This window comes from Shewanella pealeana ATCC 700345 (assembly GCF_000018285.1).
Classification (GTDB): Bacteria; Pseudomonadota; Gammaproteobacteria; order Enterobacterales; family Shewanellaceae; genus Shewanella; species Shewanella pealeana.
The window spans coordinates 3,446,812-3,465,047 of record NC_009901.1 but is presented as its reverse complement, the minus strand read 5'-3'; the positions used below and the strand labels follow the sequence as shown (position 1 = coordinate 3,465,047).

At 43.5% G+C, this 18,236-nt stretch carries 15 protein-coding genes and 1 pseudogene; 4 read left to right on the top strand and 12 right to left on the bottom strand.

The window, feature by feature from the left end; genetic code table 11:
* The first annotated feature begins 448 nt into the window (after window positions 1–448).
* Window positions 449–1,426: pseudogene (locus SPEA_RS15005) on the top strand (transposase).
* A 226-nt stretch (window positions 1,427–1,652) separates the two neighbouring features.
* Here the strand turns inward: SPEA_RS15005 and SPEA_RS15000 are convergent.
* Together SPEA_RS15000 and SPEA_RS14995 are read right to left on the bottom strand one after the other, a co-directional pair.
* A complete protein-coding gene (locus SPEA_RS15000) occupies window positions 1,653–2,210 on the bottom strand; it encodes an imm11 family protein (protein WP_012156062.1) in 558 nt (185 codons plus the stop codon).
* 233 nt (window positions 2,211–2,443) lie between these two features.
* A complete protein-coding gene (locus SPEA_RS14995) occupies window positions 2,444–3,586 on the bottom strand; it encodes a tetratricopeptide repeat protein (RefSeq protein ID WP_012156061.1) in 1,143 nt (380 codons plus the stop codon).
* Between the two features lie 196 nt (window positions 3,587–3,782).
* Here SPEA_RS14995 and SPEA_RS14990 point away from each other — a divergent pair, with 196 nt between their 5' ends.
* Window positions 3,783–4,982 carry a leucine-rich repeat domain-containing protein gene (locus SPEA_RS14990; protein WP_012156060.1) on the top strand — a complete coding sequence of 400 codons (1,200 nt, stop codon included), beginning with the start codon at window positions 3,783–3,785 and terminating at the stop codon, window positions 4,980–4,982.
* Window positions 4,983–5,100: 118 nt separating this feature from the next.
* Here the strand turns inward: SPEA_RS14990 and SPEA_RS14985 are convergent, their stop codons facing one another.
* The 8 genes from SPEA_RS14985 to SPEA_RS14950 all read right to left on the bottom strand — a co-directional run bounded on the left by SPEA_RS14985 (window position 5,101) and on the right by SPEA_RS14950 (window position 14,256).
* Window positions 5,101–5,457, bottom strand: coding sequence for a hypothetical protein (locus tag SPEA_RS14985; RefSeq protein WP_012156059.1), 357 nt, complete (start codon window positions 5,455–5,457; stop codon window positions 5,101–5,103).
* Entirely contained in the window at window positions 5,454–6,005 is a 552-nt protein-coding gene (locus SPEA_RS14980; RefSeq protein ID WP_041411555.1) for an imm11 family protein, read from the bottom strand. Before SPEA_RS14980 ends, SPEA_RS14985 begins: the two co-directional genes overlap by 4 nt.
* 337 nt (window positions 6,006–6,342) lie before the next feature.
* A complete protein-coding gene (locus SPEA_RS14975; RefSeq protein ID WP_012156057.1) occupies window positions 6,343–7,284 on the bottom strand; it encodes a PA3715 family protein in 942 nt (313 codons plus the stop codon).
* Window positions 7,274–8,233: a PA3715 family protein gene (locus SPEA_RS14970; RefSeq protein ID WP_223296513.1), complete on the bottom strand. Its 960-nt coding sequence runs from the start codon at window positions 8,231–8,233 to the stop codon at window positions 7,274–7,276. Before SPEA_RS14970 ends, SPEA_RS14975 begins: the two co-directional genes overlap by 11 nt.
* 38 nt (window positions 8,234–8,271) lie before the next feature.
* Complete coding sequence (locus SPEA_RS14965; RefSeq protein ID WP_012156055.1) at window positions 8,272–9,138, bottom strand: hypothetical protein; 867 nt, start codon at window positions 9,136–9,138, stop codon at window positions 8,272–8,274.
* Window positions 9,139–9,183: 45 nt separating this feature from the next.
* The gene (locus SPEA_RS22815) at window positions 9,184–9,507 is read right to left on the bottom strand and encodes a YceK/YidQ family lipoprotein (RefSeq protein ID WP_190272073.1); all 324 of its coding nucleotides are present in this window, start codon (window positions 9,505–9,507) and stop codon (window positions 9,184–9,186) included.
* Between the two features lie 116 nt (window positions 9,508–9,623).
* Window positions 9,624–12,110 (bottom strand): BRCT domain-containing protein, encoded by a 2,487-nt coding sequence (locus tag SPEA_RS14955; RefSeq protein WP_041411012.1) that lies wholly within the window; start codon window positions 12,108–12,110, stop codon window positions 9,624–9,626.
* A gap of 43 nt (window positions 12,111–12,153) precedes the next feature.
* The gene (locus tag SPEA_RS14950; RefSeq protein WP_150102238.1) at window positions 12,154–14,256 is read right to left on the bottom strand and encodes a BRCT domain-containing protein; all 2,103 of its coding nucleotides are present in this window, start codon (window positions 14,254–14,256) and stop codon (window positions 12,154–12,156) included.
* Between the two features lie 349 nt (window positions 14,257–14,605).
* Between SPEA_RS14950 and SPEA_RS14945 the strand changes: the two genes are divergently transcribed.
* Window positions 14,606–15,904: a vWA domain-containing protein gene (locus tag SPEA_RS14945; RefSeq protein ID WP_223296512.1), complete on the top strand. Its 1,299-nt coding sequence runs from the start codon at window positions 14,606–14,608 to the stop codon at window positions 15,902–15,904.
* Window positions 15,905–15,912: 8 nt separating this feature from the next.
* A complete protein-coding gene (locus SPEA_RS14940; RefSeq protein ID WP_012156050.1) occupies window positions 15,913–17,016 on the top strand; it encodes an AAA family ATPase in 1,104 nt (367 codons plus the stop codon).
* A 119-nt stretch (window positions 17,017–17,135) separates the two neighbouring features.
* Here SPEA_RS14940 and SPEA_RS14935 read toward each other — a convergent pair whose 3' ends face one another.
* On the bottom strand, window positions 17,136–17,819 hold the full coding sequence (locus SPEA_RS14935) for a hypothetical protein (protein WP_012156049.1): 684 nt from the start codon (window positions 17,817–17,819) through the stop codon (window positions 17,136–17,138).
* A gap of 46 nt (window positions 17,820–17,865) precedes the next feature.
* Window positions 17,866–18,177: a hypothetical protein gene (locus SPEA_RS14930; protein ID WP_150102237.1), complete on the bottom strand. Its 312-nt coding sequence runs from the start codon at window positions 18,175–18,177 to the stop codon at window positions 17,866–17,868.
* Window positions 18,178–18,236 lie beyond the last annotated feature (59 nt).

Here is an 18,236-nt window from a genome sequence, read left to right as displayed (position 1 = left end):
TAAAAATCAGGAGCACAGCTGCACTGATTACCCCCTGCGGAAGCTAAAGATACGCTACAAGGTCGTCAACGAATTTGTAGATAATAATTAACTCATTGATATGCCTGCCTCGTCTTTAGCTTGGAGAAAACTAAATTACCTGAAACGTGACGTGCACGGTTTATTGCTTATCAAGAACCAAAAAGTGAGATAAAAGGGATTTATTACATCGCTAGTTGATCCCGTTAAGTATCTGATAGAAATACTGCGTCATATTTACTGGCAACACTAATAAATTGAAGAAGGATATAGTGAGCTTAAACAAACTCAACTGCAAAGTTGAAGTAAATGCAGTCAAACATAAAGCACTTTATTCTTCCAAAAAAAGCCTTACAGTGACACCCATTGTAAATGGTATGTTTTTGCTCCTCCTACTAAACTTTAGTGAAAGCTGAAGTTGGAGGTTGTTATGCCGAGAGCAAGAAGTACCTTAATTAGCCTTGAAGACACGCCGTATTATCACTGTTGTAGCCGTGTAGTTCGGCGTGCCTACTTGTGTGGTGATGATAAATATACAGGCAGGAATTACGACCATCGCCGAGGTTGGGTTGAAGCACAAATTCTAAAACTGACAGAGGTGTTTGCGATTGATGTCGCGGCTTATGCAGTGATGAGCAATCATTTGCATGTAGTGCTTTATATCGACTTAGAGATGGTGAATGCCTGGTCTGATAGGGAGGTTGTTGAACAATGGCATAGGCTGTTTCGCGGCACTGATTTAACGCAGAAATTCGCTAAAGGTGATGTGATTGAGGAGTGCATGGTTGCATTGTTAAAGCATTCAATAGCAACATACCGCTCACGCCTTAGTGATATTAGCTGATTTATGCGTTGTTTAAATGAGCCTATTGCAAGGCAAGCTAATTATGAAGACAACTGCACAGGGCATTTTTGGGAAGGACGCTTTAAGTCACAAGCATTACTCGATGAAGCCGCAGTACTTGCCTGTATGGCTTATGTTGAGCTTAATCCCATCAGAGCCAAGGTGGCTAAGACACCTGAGAAATCAGACTATACCAGCTTGCAACTAAGAGTGAAGGCTGCTCTAAAATGCAAGCAACCTACTAAGTTATTGTCCTTTATTGGTAATGAGAGAAAACACCAACCAAAAGGCATCAACTTCTCGCTTGAAGATTATTTAATGCTTGTTGAAGAAACGAGTCGAATCATTCGGGATAACAAGCGAGGGGCAATTTCTGCTAATGCAGAAAAGATACTGAGTAGGCTCAATATTCCGAGTGCTAACTGGATAAAAATCACCTCTGAATTTGGAAAACTGTTTCATGGGCCAGTAGGTACTCTGCAGGAGTTAACTCACTATTGTGAACATTTAGAGAAGCGACGACGACACTTTGCGCACTGCTGCGAGTATCTTCAGGCAAGCTAAGCCATTCAAGCAACCCGTTCATTTAGTTTATAGAGTCACTCTATAAGCTGATTTTCTTCGCATAAATCCCACCCTTTTATAGCTCAACCCTTTATTCATTTGTATTTTTTGTCACCTTTAGCGCCCCGCAAAAAGTGTGAGCCGATAATTTACCACCTCTTGAAATCTAGTAGTGAAAGCTAGTATTATCTTGTTGATTTATAATGGGTGGCAAATGATTTGCTTTTCATGATGAAAACTCCACTGGTTCGAATTCTATTCCTGTTACATTCGCATCTTCGAGTGCTTTTTTTACTCGTTCATTACAAATGAACTCACTGCAATAAGTACTACACATAAAAATATCATGTTCGATATTTGTAGTTTTGAATCTAGCTTTATCTAAATATAAAGTGATGATGTGTGTGTATATATTTTCATCGACACAAAAACCATCAGCTTCAGATGTAATAGGGTCAAGAAGGTCATAGGTGGCAATTTTATGCATAAATGCATAACCATCATGAGTTCCATTATTATTCACTAATAAAGGAATGAACTGGGCTCCCTGAAATCCGTGTTCAAAGAAAATGCGTTGAACTTTATCACTGACACTGATACAAGATCCTGCTTTTAAAACATCAGAAAAACGTCTTTGAGTATAAATATCTTGAACTTCTAATAAGGGTTTCTTATAGAAAAGTAATGGCTTGTCGGTAATATTCATTAAATTCATTTTTTCATCACTCTCTTGATATAGCCCTTCTTCATCTTCAAATTTGGGCAACATCACAAAATACTGCATTTTACTTTCCTTTTAATTAGGGAGCGGCCGAATACCCCATTTATTCCTATTCTGATATCTATGAAATCGATGAATAGAGATTTTTTGTACTCACTATCAGAAACGCTAATATCATCACCAAGCGCTACACTTTCATGAAAACACCAAGGTAAAAATAGAGTTCTTAAAAGTCTTGAACTGTAGGCATTCTTCTTTTCAAATAGAAGTGTCAGACCTAGTCGTAACATCAGACATTAATGCATTGTGCGGGGTTCCGTGCGATTTTGCTTTAACGCTTCTAGCGCTTTCTGATGTCCCAGCGCTGCCGCTCCTTGATACCACATGTCTGCAATATGTAGATTCTGTGGTTCACTCTTATCCGATTCATATATGGTGCCCAATACATACTGTGATTCAGCATTTCCTTGCTTGGCCGCGGCCGTGTACCATGTTATTGCCTCAGGCATGTTTTTGACCACTCCATCGCCCAGTTCAAACATCACCCCAAGGTTATGCTGCGCATCGGGTAGCCCTTGTTCAGCCGCTTTCAAATAGCACCTTATGGCTTTGGCTTTATTAACTGTTGTACCTTCCCCTAGTTCGTACATTGAGCCTAAGTGAAACTGGGCTTTTGCATACCCCTCATTAGCCGCCTTCTGATACCAAACAAAGGCGTTTGTTTTGTTTTCTGCAACTCCTTGCGCAAAATCATAAGCAGAACCAACATAAAATTGGGCTGCAACATGGCCTTGCTCAGCGGCTTTCAGATACCAAATAAACGCTTGCTGTTTGTTTTCCTCAGTTCCGACCCCAAAATAAAGCATTCTAGCCAAATCATACTGTGCTTCATCAAGGCCCTTATCTGCGGCTTTTTTAATCCAATAGATTGCTTCTGGATAATCTTCCTTCGTTGAATGAAAGATCATGCCGATAGCATAAAGTGCATCGACATGATTTTGCTCTGCGGCCAGGTAATACCAATCCAGTGCTTCTTGTCTGTTCTCTGATACGTCAATCCCATAATCATATATGGTCCCGAGTGTATATTGCGCGTCTGCAACGCCTTGTTCTGCCGCTTTGCGATACCATTTAATGGCTTCTTGTCTGTTCTCCGGTATGCCCATTCCATAATCATATATGGTCCCGAGTGTATATTGCGCGTCTGCAACGCCTTGTTCTGCCGCTTTGCGATACCATTTAATGGCTTCTTGTCTGTTCACTGGTACGTTAATTCCATAATCATATATGGTCTCGAGTGTATATTGCGCGTCTGCAACGCCTTGCTCTGCCGCTTTGCGATGCAACTCAATGGCAAAGTCTGGGCTCCTCTCAGAACTCCTATCAGAGCTTACACACCCGCCCAACAAGAAAACTATGAATAAAATTAAAACTCTCATATCCACTCTCTTACAACACAAGTCTTTGACGATTTTTTGTCGCTTTTAGCGATCCCAAAAAGCGTGATCCGATAATTTACCACCTGTTGAAATCTAAAAGTGAAAACTAGCATTATCTTGTTGATTTATAATAGAGGGCTTAATATATCCCTCCAATCCAATTATTTTACAGCTTTTGTATTTATAGCAGGTAATTATGTCGAAACTTATCCTTGGCTTTACAATTTTATATTACTTGTTTGTTAGTTGCGTACTTGCTCACGAAATTGAACAGAGCTCGACATCACTAGATTTAGTTCATACCTTCACCTTAGAGGATGGTATCTTTAATAGCGAAACTGGCACTATTGAGCGCTATACTGCTCACTATACCAATATTGCAATTCCTAAAAGTCTTGGCGGCATACCGGTTATCGCTATCGGGGCGAACTCATTTAGCCAGTCAGGTTTAACAAGCGTGTCGCTCCCTATAACTATTGGTTCTATTGGGATGAATGCGTTTACGCAAAATAAGATCGTGAGTCTAATCATTCCTGACTCTGTCATGTATATAGGTTCTGGAGCCTTTTCAAGAAATGGATTGGAGAATGTGACCATCTCTAACTCCATAACTACCATCAGAAAGTGGACGTTTTCAGAAAATGCGTTAACAAACGTTAGGATCCCTGACTCGGTAATTGATATTGAAAATTGGGCATTCAGGAATAATGATTTAATAAAATTGCACATTCCAAATGGCGTCGTTTCAATTGGTGGAGGATCGTTTGCACATAATAAGTTAACCGAACTCACTTTTTCTGACTCTGTCACTTCCATAGGTGGTAGTGCGTTTACTAATAATGCAATAAAAAAGGTCGATATCCCAAGTTCAGTTACTTTTCTCGGTAATGGGGCCTTCTACGCCAATTCGTTGACAAGTGTGATAATACCAAACTCCATCACATCGATTGGTAATGAGGTATTTTATAGCAATAAATTAAACAGTGTGACAATCCCTGATTCGGTCACCTCAATTGGAAGAAGTGCATTTGCAGTTAATTTAATTACATCTATTGACTTGCCAAAGACTCTTACTTCATTAGGTGATAGTGCTTTTTCATCCAATGCCTTGACAGCGGTGAGCATACCAAACTCTATCTCTACCATTGGTGAGTTTGTGTTTTTTAAGAATTCCTTAACAACGCTAACCATCCCTAACTCAGTGGCTTCGATTGGTTCAAGTGCATTTGAAAAAAACGCACTTACCAAAGTAACCATCCCTAATTCAGTGACTTCGATTGCTTCTGGTGCATTTGAGAAAAACGCAATTACCAACGTAACTATTCCGTTATCGGTTACTCAATTAGATGAAAAAGCATTCGATAGGAAGGTTCAAATAACAAAGTCCAACGAGTAAAAATAACGGGGCCATATTTGGTCCCCGTATTGCCAGACAAGGGTGGTATTACTGGTCATATATGCTTTAAGACGATGACTTTTATCAAGGCTTATCATGGCAGTCTTTGGTTTCTTTCTTAACCGTATCTATGTTCTATTATTTTTAACGATAGGCTAGATAAAAAATTAATTAGTTCGGGGTCAAAAGATAATTTCTTTTCTTCATAGATGATGCCGTGATGGTTTTGTCCTGAAGTGTATTGGGATGCTAATACCGCAGGTAAGTATTGGTATTCATCGATATACTCATGACCTTTTTCATTGAAGAATGTTGCAGTAATGGCTTGATACTTTTCAGGTAGTGTATGGGTATCACGTACAAAAATACCGGGTGAAGGGTAAAATACCAACACAATATCTGACTTCATTGGAAAGATAGATGTGTTTGGCTTATGAGGTAACAATCCCTCTTGTTTATAACATTGCGCTATCATGATGAAAACTCCACTGGTTCGAATTCAATTCCGGTTATATTTGCATCTTCGAGTGCTTTTTTTACTCGTTCATTACAAATAAACTTACTTGAGTAGGTACTACACATAAACACATCGTGAATTATATTGACGGATTCAAATTTACTTTTATCTAAGTATAAATGAAGAACACGAGCAAAATTGCCGTCATAAAAACGTTTAGCGCCAGAAGCAATAGGGTCAAGAAGGTCATAGGTGGCAATTTTATGCATAAATGCATAGCCATCATGAATTCCATTGTTATTCACTAATAAAGGGATGAATTGTACTCCCTGAAACCCGAGTTCAAAGAAGATGCGTTGAACTTTATCACTGACACTGATAAAAGACCCTGCTTTTAAAACATCAGAAAAACGTCTTTGAGTATAAACATCCTGAACTTCAGATAAGGGTTTCTTATAGAAAAGTAATGGCCTGTCGGTAATATTCATTAAATTCGTTTTTTCATCACTCTCTTGATATAGCCCTTCTTCATCTTCAAACTTTGGCAACACCACAAAAAACTGCATTTTATTTCCTTCTAATTTGGGAGCGGCCGCATCCCCCATTTATCCCTATTCTGATATCTATGAATAGAGATTTTTGTACTCAGTCTCACCAACGCTAATATCGCCACCAAGCGCTAGGATTTCACAAAACACCAAGGTAAAGGTCTAGCTCTTAAAAGGCTTGAGCTATTGGCTTTCTTCGTGGCCTCAGTGTTCTTAGTGGTGAGCCGCATTTGATCAGATGTGAGAGCAAACCAGATAGTCTTTGCTGACGACATACGCCGCTATAGCAAGTGAAAACAATCAAACCTTATAGCCTTGTGACAGTTGCCTTGAGGCAATTGTCTCGCGCTGAGGCCTACCAACGCTTCCACCAACGCTCAGTACTCTGCCAATCTCGGTGATCGCCAAATGATGAATCTAGAATGTAATAACGCTCACCATTAAACCTTAAACGGGTAATCGTGGTGCGGCTCTGAGTGCTATCGGTGAGTTTGGGCAGGGCACCAGACAGCTTGGTTTTGGTTAGTAGCTTTAAGTCGGCAAAGCCTTTGTTTTGTTTCGGCTCAATATGCAACGCGCCTTTACCTGTTTCCACGATGTAGCGCTGTGCCATACTGGTCTCATCGCTAGCTTTATTGCTATTGTTTACATTATTGTTGGCACTATCTTCGTCTTGCCAGGCTTTCCAATAATAAAGCGGTAGGTTCTCAACTACAGGAATAAGAAAACGTCCTTGGTGGACAAATAAACTTAAGTAGTCTGACTCATAATGCGTCGTCCCGTCAGGGTGCTGCTGGGCTAGCATACGCACACCAAGTGCGCGTGTATCGCTGTTAAGTTTGTAGTTGGCAGTATCAATCCAAAGCGGCGCTTGTACAGGCTTGCTTTGGTTTTTAGTGTCAGAATCTGCATTGTCTGCTTGAGCGGTCGGAGTAATGGTTAATCCTGAGCGCTCAGTTAAACTTCCTGTATGACGAGCGATAACCTCATGAGCCTGTGTATCCATAATAACGGTGCGCAGGGTGTAATGTCTTTCACCTGCAAAGCTGCCGCCTGTCCATTGTAGATATGCCCCCATGATGAATTGTTCTTGGTGGGGCAATTGCTTACATACCGCGGCGGTGAATCCTTGAAAATAACCGCTGTCATTTTCCATCGCTTCAATAGCATCAGTGCTGCACACTTGCTTGGCGTAGCTTGCGGGCGAGAATAAAATACAGCAAGTCAAAACAGCTTTACTAAATAGAGCGGGTAATCTGAAGCCTAATGGGTAAATAGAACCGTTGTTAGTTGGCATATTGGCTCTCCGCTTGACTGCTGTTTGGATCTGTTTGCGAAGCGGCTTCATGGCTATTGTTGCTCTCTGTTAAAAAGTTCACCCCAGTTTGGTTTATTTGCCAAAATTCAGCTGCGGGTAATTGTTCGGTGATCACTGGGTAGCGGCTGCCGCTATAGTTAAGCTCAGTGCTAAAGCTTATCTCTTCGGTTTGATCATATTCACCGTCTGTACTGTATTGTTGCCCTTGAGTCACCAATTTTAAATCATGGTAGCCATGGCTGGTGCTGGATAACACTTCAACTCTACCCTGTACGCCATAATGCAGGTAACCCCCACCATTACTGCCTGCCGTATCAGTGCCTTCTAGCTCGTAATCCAGCGGCAGGTGTTTAAGCACTGGGCGTAGCTTGTCTCCCTCTTGAACAAATAGGCTAAGAAAACGATTGGTTTTGAAGGCGCGGTACTCATGCTCTTGCGGCGATGTGTCGTAATTAGCAAGATCTAATACCAATCCAAGTGCTCTCGTATTGTCATTGAGACGATAACTCGCGCTATCAATACTAATACTATCGGAGTGACTTTTAATTGCGCTGCTTTCTTGGATCACGCCAGTATAGCTAGCTTCAACTTTGTTACTGTAGCGATTGACCAAGAGTACTCGCCATAGATTGCTTGAAAAGCCATCTTCGTCAGATTGATAATATTGAAAATAAGACAGTAATGCTTGCTCTTTGTTATGGGGTAATACTCTACAAACCGTATTGTCTGTGGCTAAGCTAAGACCATACTTTCTGGTTACCAGTGCGGCATCAAAATCGAGTACGCTGCTTAACTGATTTAAGCTGCAATCTTGTTGTTGATTATTCTGTTGATAGCTCTCTTGCTCAAGGCTAGCCTCAGCATAGCTATAGGCATTGAAAGCAATGACTGACTGTAATGCTGTAAATATTATCAATGGTTTAATCATTAGTTTCATCAGTATGTTTTAGCCATTTAATTAATTAATTAGTTAGGGAGGGCGCGATAAACAGCGGTTTTATAGCCGCGAACTTGTACGCCATTACGAAGCGGGATTGAGTATTCGGCCGAAGGCCTGCCGCTATAATCGATATACTGCGGTGTGGCATAATAGAACACGCCTTGATACTGAGCGGGTAGATCCTCTTGCTCTAACAGATCATATTGCAGGTTATAACTGCTGACCGGTAATGGCTTACCGTTATTATTAACCGCTTCGCCAAGCTTATCCGCTAGCGCTTTATTGGCTCTTGATGCACCACTATCTTCAATCCAGTTTGCGATTAACTGGCCAGTGGCATTGTGTTTGAGCGGCATTAATATCGTGTCTTTGATAATTGGGATGTTGGTGACTAATGCCAGTGTGTCTTGCTTATCCAGCAAGCTCTGTACTTGAGCATCCGACACTTTTTCTATGTGTGGCGCGTTAATGCCGTAAACCAAGTGATCACAGGTTGTATCGTCATAGCCTAAGTCGGTGCATGCTGCTCCCCAGTCCGGCATGCTGATCTCGATTAGCGCGGCGCCAGAGCCTGCATCCTCAAAATAGCTACCCAAAATGTTGTAATCAACGCTGCGGCGGCTTTGCAACCAGCGCTGATTAAAAGACTCACTACGTTGCCCTTCACAAATCAGCAAAGGGAAGGGGATTCGATTACCTGCACTAGCAGCTTGATACATAGTTTTGCGCTCATTGTTATCGAATTGACAACTGCCTAAGTCGAGCATCAGGATTTCTATTTCAGTTTGTCTTTCAATGCTGCTTGGTAACAGGCTACAACCAGACAGTACACCCGCAGCAATAGTTAATGTTATCGATCGGAACGGGGTTGTCGTGAGTCTTTTTGTAATCATGATTTATTCTTATTAGTTAGGCTTGGTTATTATGGTTAACGGTCGTTAACGCCAATCAAGATGAAAGGTACACACACTATTTTTTTGTTTATGATTTTCATTACTATCAAGAGGTAATAAATCTATCGGTAATAATACCGTATCGGCCACCATTGAGCAGCCTAGGTCTACCACAGACAGAGGGATTGAAAGTATGAGTAATGGTGGAGACTCTTTTAAAACAAGTAAATTACAATTGAACGTATTAACCAACGCATATTTAGTGCCGGAGTATGGAATACCCATGGCGCTATTAGATGGAATTTTAGAAACAACCGTAGAGCAACCGCTGATAAATATCGCCAATAAAGTTACAAACATTATTTTCATACAATAACCACAAAATATCTTCATTATTCTTGAATTAAAAAATTCCAGTATGGTGATCTCATTGAAGAACCACCATATCGGTTTATTGTTGTAACCTAAGTTGCTATTCGTTGCGTTTATTCATCTTCTAAAATCTCGCACTCTGGAAAGGCATCGCGAAATGCTTGTGGTGCGCGAATGGGCAGGTAATCTTCGTTTTCATCATAGTGGCAGTTAAATACACCTCTAGCGGGTTGGCGAGCGCGGCGCAGATCGAGCCGTTTCAGATTCGTTAGCTTGAACAGCACGGCCGGAAATTCATCGAAATGGTTATAGGAGAGATCTAAGTCTTCTATTTTACTCAGAGTGGCTAATGTTGCTGGCAGCGAACTTAAATGATTGAAGTGTAAGTTGAGCTTAGTGACATCGACATAATGCACAAAACTCGTGGGTAACTCACCGAGTAAGCAGTTATGCAAATCCAGCTCTGTAATGCGTGTTTTACTGGGTAGTTTTATTGGCAATGGCGCTTTGATATTGTGCAGCACATCACTACGTAGATAGATGTTTGGATATAGATGACATTTAACTCGACGATCATCATCGCCTAGTGTCAACATGCGCTCAAAGCCGCAGCCTTTGTGCCAGTTAAGGCGTTCGCCTTCAACTAGCGCACCAATGGCTTGTTGTCGGAGAGCTAGCTCTTCTTTTTGACTCAACAGCCACAATAAACCCTCGCCGAAGTGGTTGAAATACAGTAATGAAAATTCGTCACATAGGGCTTTGCCCCAGCGCTTGTTCAGGCCTTTGAGTTTTTTGTAGACAGCGCCTTCACCGATTGGGTCACCATGCTTATTCAATCCGCGCATCTTGCCATCAAATGTCACCCTATCTTGCACCGCCAGTTGGAACAGATTGTCGCCGAGACCTGCAAGTAACGTCTGAATTTGCTTACGCAGTGCCTTGTTATCGGTGGTTTTAAGAATTAAAAATAGCGGCAACTGCATCTCGGATGTAATGCCGCCTTGCTCAAGCATAGTGACCGCGACTAGATGACTAGTTTCATCCGGTGAGCGCAGCATATCCAGCACATTGTCCAGCATCGGCACGGCGCTTGTCTGTTGCAAAAACTTAGGAGCATCGGCGCTGAACCATTGGCTGAGCACCGTATCGTCAATAATCAAGTGCTGGTCAACATCGATGGCGGCGGTCTGCTTTGGATTACTGCCTAGTAGAATATGGGTCACCTTGCTATCGAGCTTCTTACTGAGGCTAAAGCCAAGCTCGGCCGCTTTTTCTTTGAGTTCTGCCGCCTTAAAACCGCTTTTTCCGCAGATGAACAACACACTATCAGTACCCAATGGGCTGCGCTCGGCATCCACTTGAGCACGGCTGCGCAGCCAAGCTTGCGCCAAGGATTTTAGCGGACTGTATTTAGCCTCCATAAAGGTCAGATGGAAGCGGGCATCAAGTTTTTCAGCTGGGAGTTTTTTAGGTTTATCTATGCCAAGCAGCAGGAGCCAGTAGTGCCCTCTTTGCTCAGCAGTCAGCTCTGCATTTTGCAAAATTCCCTGTAGCTTGTTCAGTTCATCACTGCGAGCGATATGATTATAAACATCAAGTTTTAGCTCGATACGTTTAGGTAAGCTAATAAGCGCTTTTAGGCTACTGATCTCTTTCGTTTGCTTACTTAGGGTCACATTTAATTTATTTAGCGCTGGTGCGTTTAGCAGTCCGGTTAGCTTAGGCGCGTTAAATGTGTACGCTTGATCGAAGTAGTAGTGATGTAGTTTTAAACTGAGTTCTGTTAACGCGCTCAGTCCGCCCATATCACCCAGTTCAGTGAGTTCTGGATTTAACAGCGACAGATGACTCAGCTTGGGCAGCTCTTGTAGCCACTGAGGTAGTGAGCTTGCGCTAAAGTGGCACACTTCAAGGTACTCAAGCTGCTTACTATGCTTTAGCACTTCAGGCAGGCAAGGGCTCAACTTGGCATGGACGAGATTTGGCAGCTCAGACGCTAGGCTTAGCTCAGCGGTTTCTACTATATCCAACACAATGACGGAAGCAGGTAGTGATAATCGGGTAGCAGCGCAGCAGTCAGACATTATAAGGCTAAAGTGCGTTAGCTTATCGCTTTGGCTCATATCCAGCTGTACACAGTCAGCCACCATCAGAACCATTCTTATTTTTTGTAAGGACTTTCCCGCAGCTGTCAGATCTACGGCGCTGCCACCCAAGCGCACGTCTAAAGATTTGATGGCAGGCAAACCAGTTAACACTGCAAAGCTGATGGCATCGGTGATCAATACATTATTCACCTCTTCTAAATGTTGCAGAAAAGGCGCTTGCTCTGGCGTTAACACCAGCGGCTGCGCTACAGCGTCTAAGCATTTTAATTTTGGGAAGTTGATAAATAGCTGCGCATCAGGAATACGATTGGGTTCTTTACGGCCATAATAATTGAGGTCGAGCCTCGTTAAATTCGGGAATTTGTGCGCTAATTCCGCCCAATCCGGATGGCTGTAATTTAAATCATAAAAAAGATCGGTCACTTCAGCATGAACGCTATTATCCAGTGGCAGGTGTTTATCTTCTAAGCGAAACGTTTTTTGCTTGTTCATGTTATTGCTCTTATATTCAAATTCTATTGCTGCGCTATCGCTATTAAAGGTCTTCAAGGATTTCACAGTCAGGCAAGGCATCGCGAAAAGCTTTTGGTGCACTAATGGGCTGATAACCTTGGCTTGTGTCATAGTGGTGGTTAAATATACGCCCAGTGGGTTGGCGAGCGCGGCGCAGATCGAGCCGTTTCAGATTCGTTAGCTTAAACAGCACGGCCGGAAACTCATCGAAATGGTTATAGGAGAGATCCAAGTCTTCAATGTTACTCAGAGTGGCTAATGTTGCTGGCAGCGAACTTAGATGGTTGAAGTGCAAATTGAGCACAGTGACGTCTACATAGTGCATGATATTGGCAGGTAACTCACCGAGTAAGCAGTTATGCAAATCCAGCTCTGTAATGCGCGTTTTACTGGGTAGTTCAACAGGCAATGGGGCTTTGATATTGTGCAGCTCATCACTACGTAGATAGATGTCTGGATATAGATGACAGTTAACTCGACGATCGTCATCGCCCAGTGTCAACATACGTTCAAAGCCGCAGCCTTTGTGCCAGTTAAGGCGCTCTCCCTCAACCAGAGCTTGAATTGCTTGTTGACGGAGGGCTAGCTCTTCTTTTTGGTTTAAAAGCCACAATAATCCTTCGCCGAAGCGGTTGAAATACAGCAATGAAAATTCGTCACATAGGGCTTTGCCCCAGCGCTTGTTCAGGCCTTTGAGTTTTTTGTAGACAGCGCCTTCACCGATTGGGTCACCATGCTTATTCAATCCGCGCATCTTGCCATCAAATGTCACCCTATCTTGCACCGCCAGTTGGAACAGATTGTCGCCGAGACCCGCAAGTAACGTCTGAATTTGCTTACGCAGAGCCTTGTTATCGGTGGTTTTAAGAATTAAAAATAGCGGCAACTGCATCTCAGATGTAATGCCGCCTTGCTCAAGCATAGTGATCGCGACTAGGTGACTGGTTTCATCCGGTGAGCGCAGCATATCCAGCACATTGTCCAGCATCGGCGCGGCGCTTGTCTGTTGCAAAAACTTAGGAGCATCGGCGCTGAACCATTGGCTGAGCACCGTATCGTCAATAATCAAGTGCTGGTCAACATCGATGGCGGCGGTCAGCTTTGGATTACTGCCTAAAACAATATGGGTCACCTTGCTATCGAGCGTCTTACTGAGGCTAAATCCAAGCTCGGCCGCTTTTTCTTTGAGTTCTGTCGCCTTAAAACCGCTTTTTCCGCAGATGAACAACACACAATCAGGACCCAATGGGCTGCGCTGGGCATCCACTTGAGCACGGCTGCGCAGCCAAGCTTGTGCTAATACTTTTACTGGATTGAACTTGGCTTCCATAAAGGTCAGGTGAAAGCGCGCATCCAGTTTTTCAGATTGTAAGTTTTTGGGTTTAGGCGTTGCCAACAATAGCAGCCAGTAGTGACGTCGTTGTTCGCCAGTCAGTTCTGCATTTTGCAAAATTCCCAGTAGCTTGTTCAGTTCATCACTGCGAGCGACACGACTATAAACATTAAGTTTTAGCTCTATGTGCTGAGGTAAATCGACTAAGCAGGCTAGAGGGGCCAGATAGGCCGTATCTTGAGCTTGTGGGCTAAGTTCTATCTCAAGTTGGCGTAGGGCTGGGGCCTTAAGCAAACACGCGAAGCTTGGAATAGGCAAGTCATTGGGATGGTCGTAATGATGCAGCTCGAGCTTTATGTTAGACAGAAAAGGCAATTCACTAAGCTCGTCAAGGGACGCCATGCTGGGCCTAACGAGGGTTAATCCACTGATGTTTTTTATCGATTTTAACCAAGGTGGCAGCGTTTCACCGTCTGAGTTGATTAAGATTAAGTGGCTTAATGTTGCAGCTTGTTCCGAGTGTCTGCTCTTAGGAAACAGCTGCAGACCCAAACCACGCAGGCACTCCAGTTTATCAAAGCTGCTAAATAACGCAGCATCTGGTACTCGGCTGGGAACATTGCCTGAATGAGAAATCTCTAAGTCAATTAGATTAGGAAACGCCCGTGCCAATTCAGACCACTCGGGATGGTTACGAGTCAGTTGATAGTGGAGCTTGGTTACCTTTGGCTTAATAACGCTGTCCAGCGGCAGGTCGTTATCTTTAAGGTACAGGGTGCTGTTGAAACTCATCTTATTACTCTTATATTTATTACTCTTATATTTAGCTCGGGGTTGAAAATCTTCATCGGGATCAATTTCGAAGTCGTCGGTATTAGGATAAGTTTTGCTGAGTTTACAGTGACAAAATGAAAGCGATGGGATCTGCCCATGGATGCTCCTTATTGCGACAACGAATACAAGAACTAATACAAGTGCCAGTACAAGAACTAATACAGGTGCCAGTACAAGAACTAATACAAGTGCTAATACAAGTTCTAATACAAGTGCTAATACAAAGTTAATGCTGACTCTCGCCAATTGACGGGCGGGAAATTATATGGATAATCCCTTGAAAATAATATGGTTATAAGGCAAAACTTTGAAGTCGTCACTGTCTAAAGCAGGCGTTACCCTGATGCTTAGCGAACCTTTTTACGGCCACTATCTTGCCAGTTTGCAAAAGCAGTTGATGAGTAAAGGCGACACAAATGCGTCAGTTCTTGAGCCAGTCTTAGAAATCGTCTTGCATGGCGCCAGTGATGTCGCTTTAGTTTGCCATTCACAACGTTGGCAGGCCTTAAGCCTACAGCAGCAGGTGGGGGCGCTTAAACATGAGGCGCTTCACTTAGTGCTAGGGCATATTTTTCAGCGTAATTGCTATGTAGATAAACGCAGATTTGATCTGGCGGCCGACTTGGTAGTGAATCAATATCTGTCTCCGCAGCAGCTGTTACCGAACGCAATCACCCTCGATGGCGTCAATCAATATCGTCAGGCGCACAATCTGCCAAGGCTCGAGCCTCTGCGTGAACTGAATTATTACTATCAGGCGCTAATGGTACAAGGTATAGCGGCTCAAGGATTAGCGGCTCAAGGCTTAGTGGATCAGAGTTTAGCAGCTCTGCCATTGGATAACTCAGGGGGGTCATCGAATCAACTAGAGCTGAGTCGGCATCAATCGTGGGGGTATTTTGGCAAGCAAACACAGGCGCAGAACGGATTGATTGAGCAACAATTGGCAGGCAAGTTAGACACTGCCGCCCAACGCACTGAGATGAGCAATGGCATCGGTAATCTACCGGCTGCGATAGTGGCGATGTTGGAGCAAGTTCGCCAGGCTCGCAACCCTGTGCTTAATTGGCGGCGGGCACTGAGATTGTTCGCATCATCGAGCCGCCGCACGTCAGTAAAAAACACCCTAAGACGCCCCTCTAAACGTTATGGCACTACGCCTGGGATTAAAATCCAGCAACACCAAAGGCTGTTGATAGCCATCGATACATCAGCAAGCGTCGATGATGAGCAGTTGCAGCTATTTTTTGAAGAGGTGCACCATATCTGGCGCGCAGGCTGCGAGATCACCATTGCTGAGTGTGATACCGAGTTAAAACGCCAATATCAGTACCGCGGGATAGCGCCTGATAAGATAACTGGCCGTGGCGGTACCAGTTTCGATGAGCCTATTTTATTGGCAAATCAGCAAAGATTTGATGGCACCATTTATTTTACCGATGGCGAGGCTCTAGCCCCGACAACCTTACCCCGTAAGCCGTTACTTTGGCTTATTCACAGTGAGTCATTTTTAGGTGATCGCGACAAACAGGCCTTTGAACATCTAAAACAATCTGGCCGTGTCATTCCCATGTCCATATCTACATCTAAGGTAAGCAAGCATTAGGTTAACTTATGAATACAGCTCAATATCAGTACTACGGCCTAAGCTGCCAAGCACAAGAAGTGCGCCCCTTTATCGAACACCTACTAAGCAATGATACCCAGCATATTACCCCTGTTTGCATCTGGGGCCGTCATGGCATTGGCAAAACCCAGCTTGTAGAGCAGATAGCCAAAGATCGAGGCATGCAGTGGCGAGCCATTGCACCGGCGCAGTTTGAAGAGATGGGCGATCTGCTGGGGATGCCAAAGATTACGCAAGATGAAGAGGGGTATTATGTCACTCGTTTTGCGCCGCCCCACTGGGTACCGACTGAGCCCGGCCCCGGGATCTTGCTTATCGATGATGTTAACCGCGCCGATGAGCGAATTTTATGCGGCATCATGCAGCTACTACAAAACCATGAGCTTGTGAGCTGGAAGCTACCGCTTGATTGGCATATCGTACTGACGGCAAACCCTGATGGCGGCGACTATTCGGTGACGCCGATGGATGATGCCATGCTGACTCGTATGATGCATATCACCATGGAATTTGATGCAAAGGTCTGGGCCTTGTGGGCCGAAGGGGCGGGAATTGACCCTCGTGGCATCGATTTTGTGCTGACTTACCCTGAGTTAGTCGATGGCGAGCGCACCACGCCGCGCTCTTTAGTGCAGTTTTTCAATAGTATCGCTAACATTAACGATCTTAAGGCTGAGTTGCCCCTAGTAAACATTTTGGCTCACTCTTGCCTCGATGATACTACCTGTAATGCCTTTATTGCCTTTGTGGAGCAGAACCTCAGTAAGCTAGTGTCGCCAGAAGCCATAGTGAACGCCGATGATTTTGCTAAGACTATCGCGCCTAAGATTGAGAAGACCGCTGGTGGAGCAATACCCAGGATCGATATATTGGCGACCCTGTGTACACGCTTATATCATTATCTTAAAGTGAATAAGCTTAAACCTAATAAGAAGCAGCTAGTTAATATTCAAGCATTTTTAAAAATGCCCTTGCTGCCCAATGATCTGCGCCTTGGGATGATGCAAGACTTGATGAGAGGGGATAACTCCGCACTTAAAGCGGTATTGGCCGATCCGGAATTGGCGCAACTGTTTCTTAGTAACCGATAGATAAACAATCGCAAATGAAATTATATCTTAAGAGCTATTAGACTTTATAAAAGGAGCTTTAAGGCTGCTTCTAAGTGTGTTTAGAGTCAGCCCAACCACTCATGTTGGGTTGATTGTTTTTATTGACCTTGAGAAATAAATTTTCGTGCCTGTTCAAGGCTCATAGGTTTTTTGCCTGTGATAGCTTCTGCTTTTAAGGCGGCTGATTGTGCAATCATCTGTTGCAATAATTCATCGGTGAGCAGGGTGTATTTTTGGTAGGTGAACCCCAGTATTGATTTATCACCATATAGCGCGAGTTTGTCTCCCGATTGATAACTATCCCAATCCTCTTTTTTAATGCCGCAGATGTAGTCGTTGCCCCAGAAACTATAACCTCCAAGGTATAGACCACCATCGCAGGTGCGGCTGTAATAGCCAAAGCGTTTATCGTCTATGGTGGCAATCATGATGGCTTTATCGGCGAGCAGGATATGCAGTAGTACAGGTAACCCTTTAGCTAATGAAAAGTGCAATAGAATGGGAATGCCGATAGTGACAGATAAGATCACCTTTACAGGGCTACGAGGCTGATTATCAAGATTGACTCTCAGCCATGAATTCTTCTGCTTTAACCCCCAAAACATAGCAACAAGCAAAACTACAGACAGCACTGCGGCAAATAGACTGAGTGGTTCATAAATCTCGTCGTTAACCAAAGTGTTGCTAAATACGGCAATCATCATGAGCGCCAGTAGCAACATAAAAAAATACCCCAGCACTTTTTGCGTTCTGGTGGTTTTTGGCGCGAAGATATTAGTCATGCCGTTCCTTAGCGTTTTCGGTGACGATAAACGTTAACTTTATGATTTAAGATAATATGTAGGGTAGGTTTTGTGATAACAGGTAAAGGATCCAAATAGCTAGCGGAGCGTTTGCCCATAAACCGTAACGGATGCTTTTATAATAAAGCTTGGAAAACACTAAGCTGCCAATCACCAGTCCGCCTACCCAAATTAAGCATTTAAAGATAAACAGTAGACCTGTACCTACGCCTTCATGGTCGACACGTACAACGCCAATCAGAAAGTTGGGACCGATAAATTGCAGTAATGGGATTGCTAAAACAAACAGATATTTGCCGAGCTGAGTTTGCATTAATGATGAGACTGCGTTAGACATGCTGTTATTTGACCTTTGTTATTTGAGCGTTAGTTGCGTGAGCTAATAGTAGGAGTATC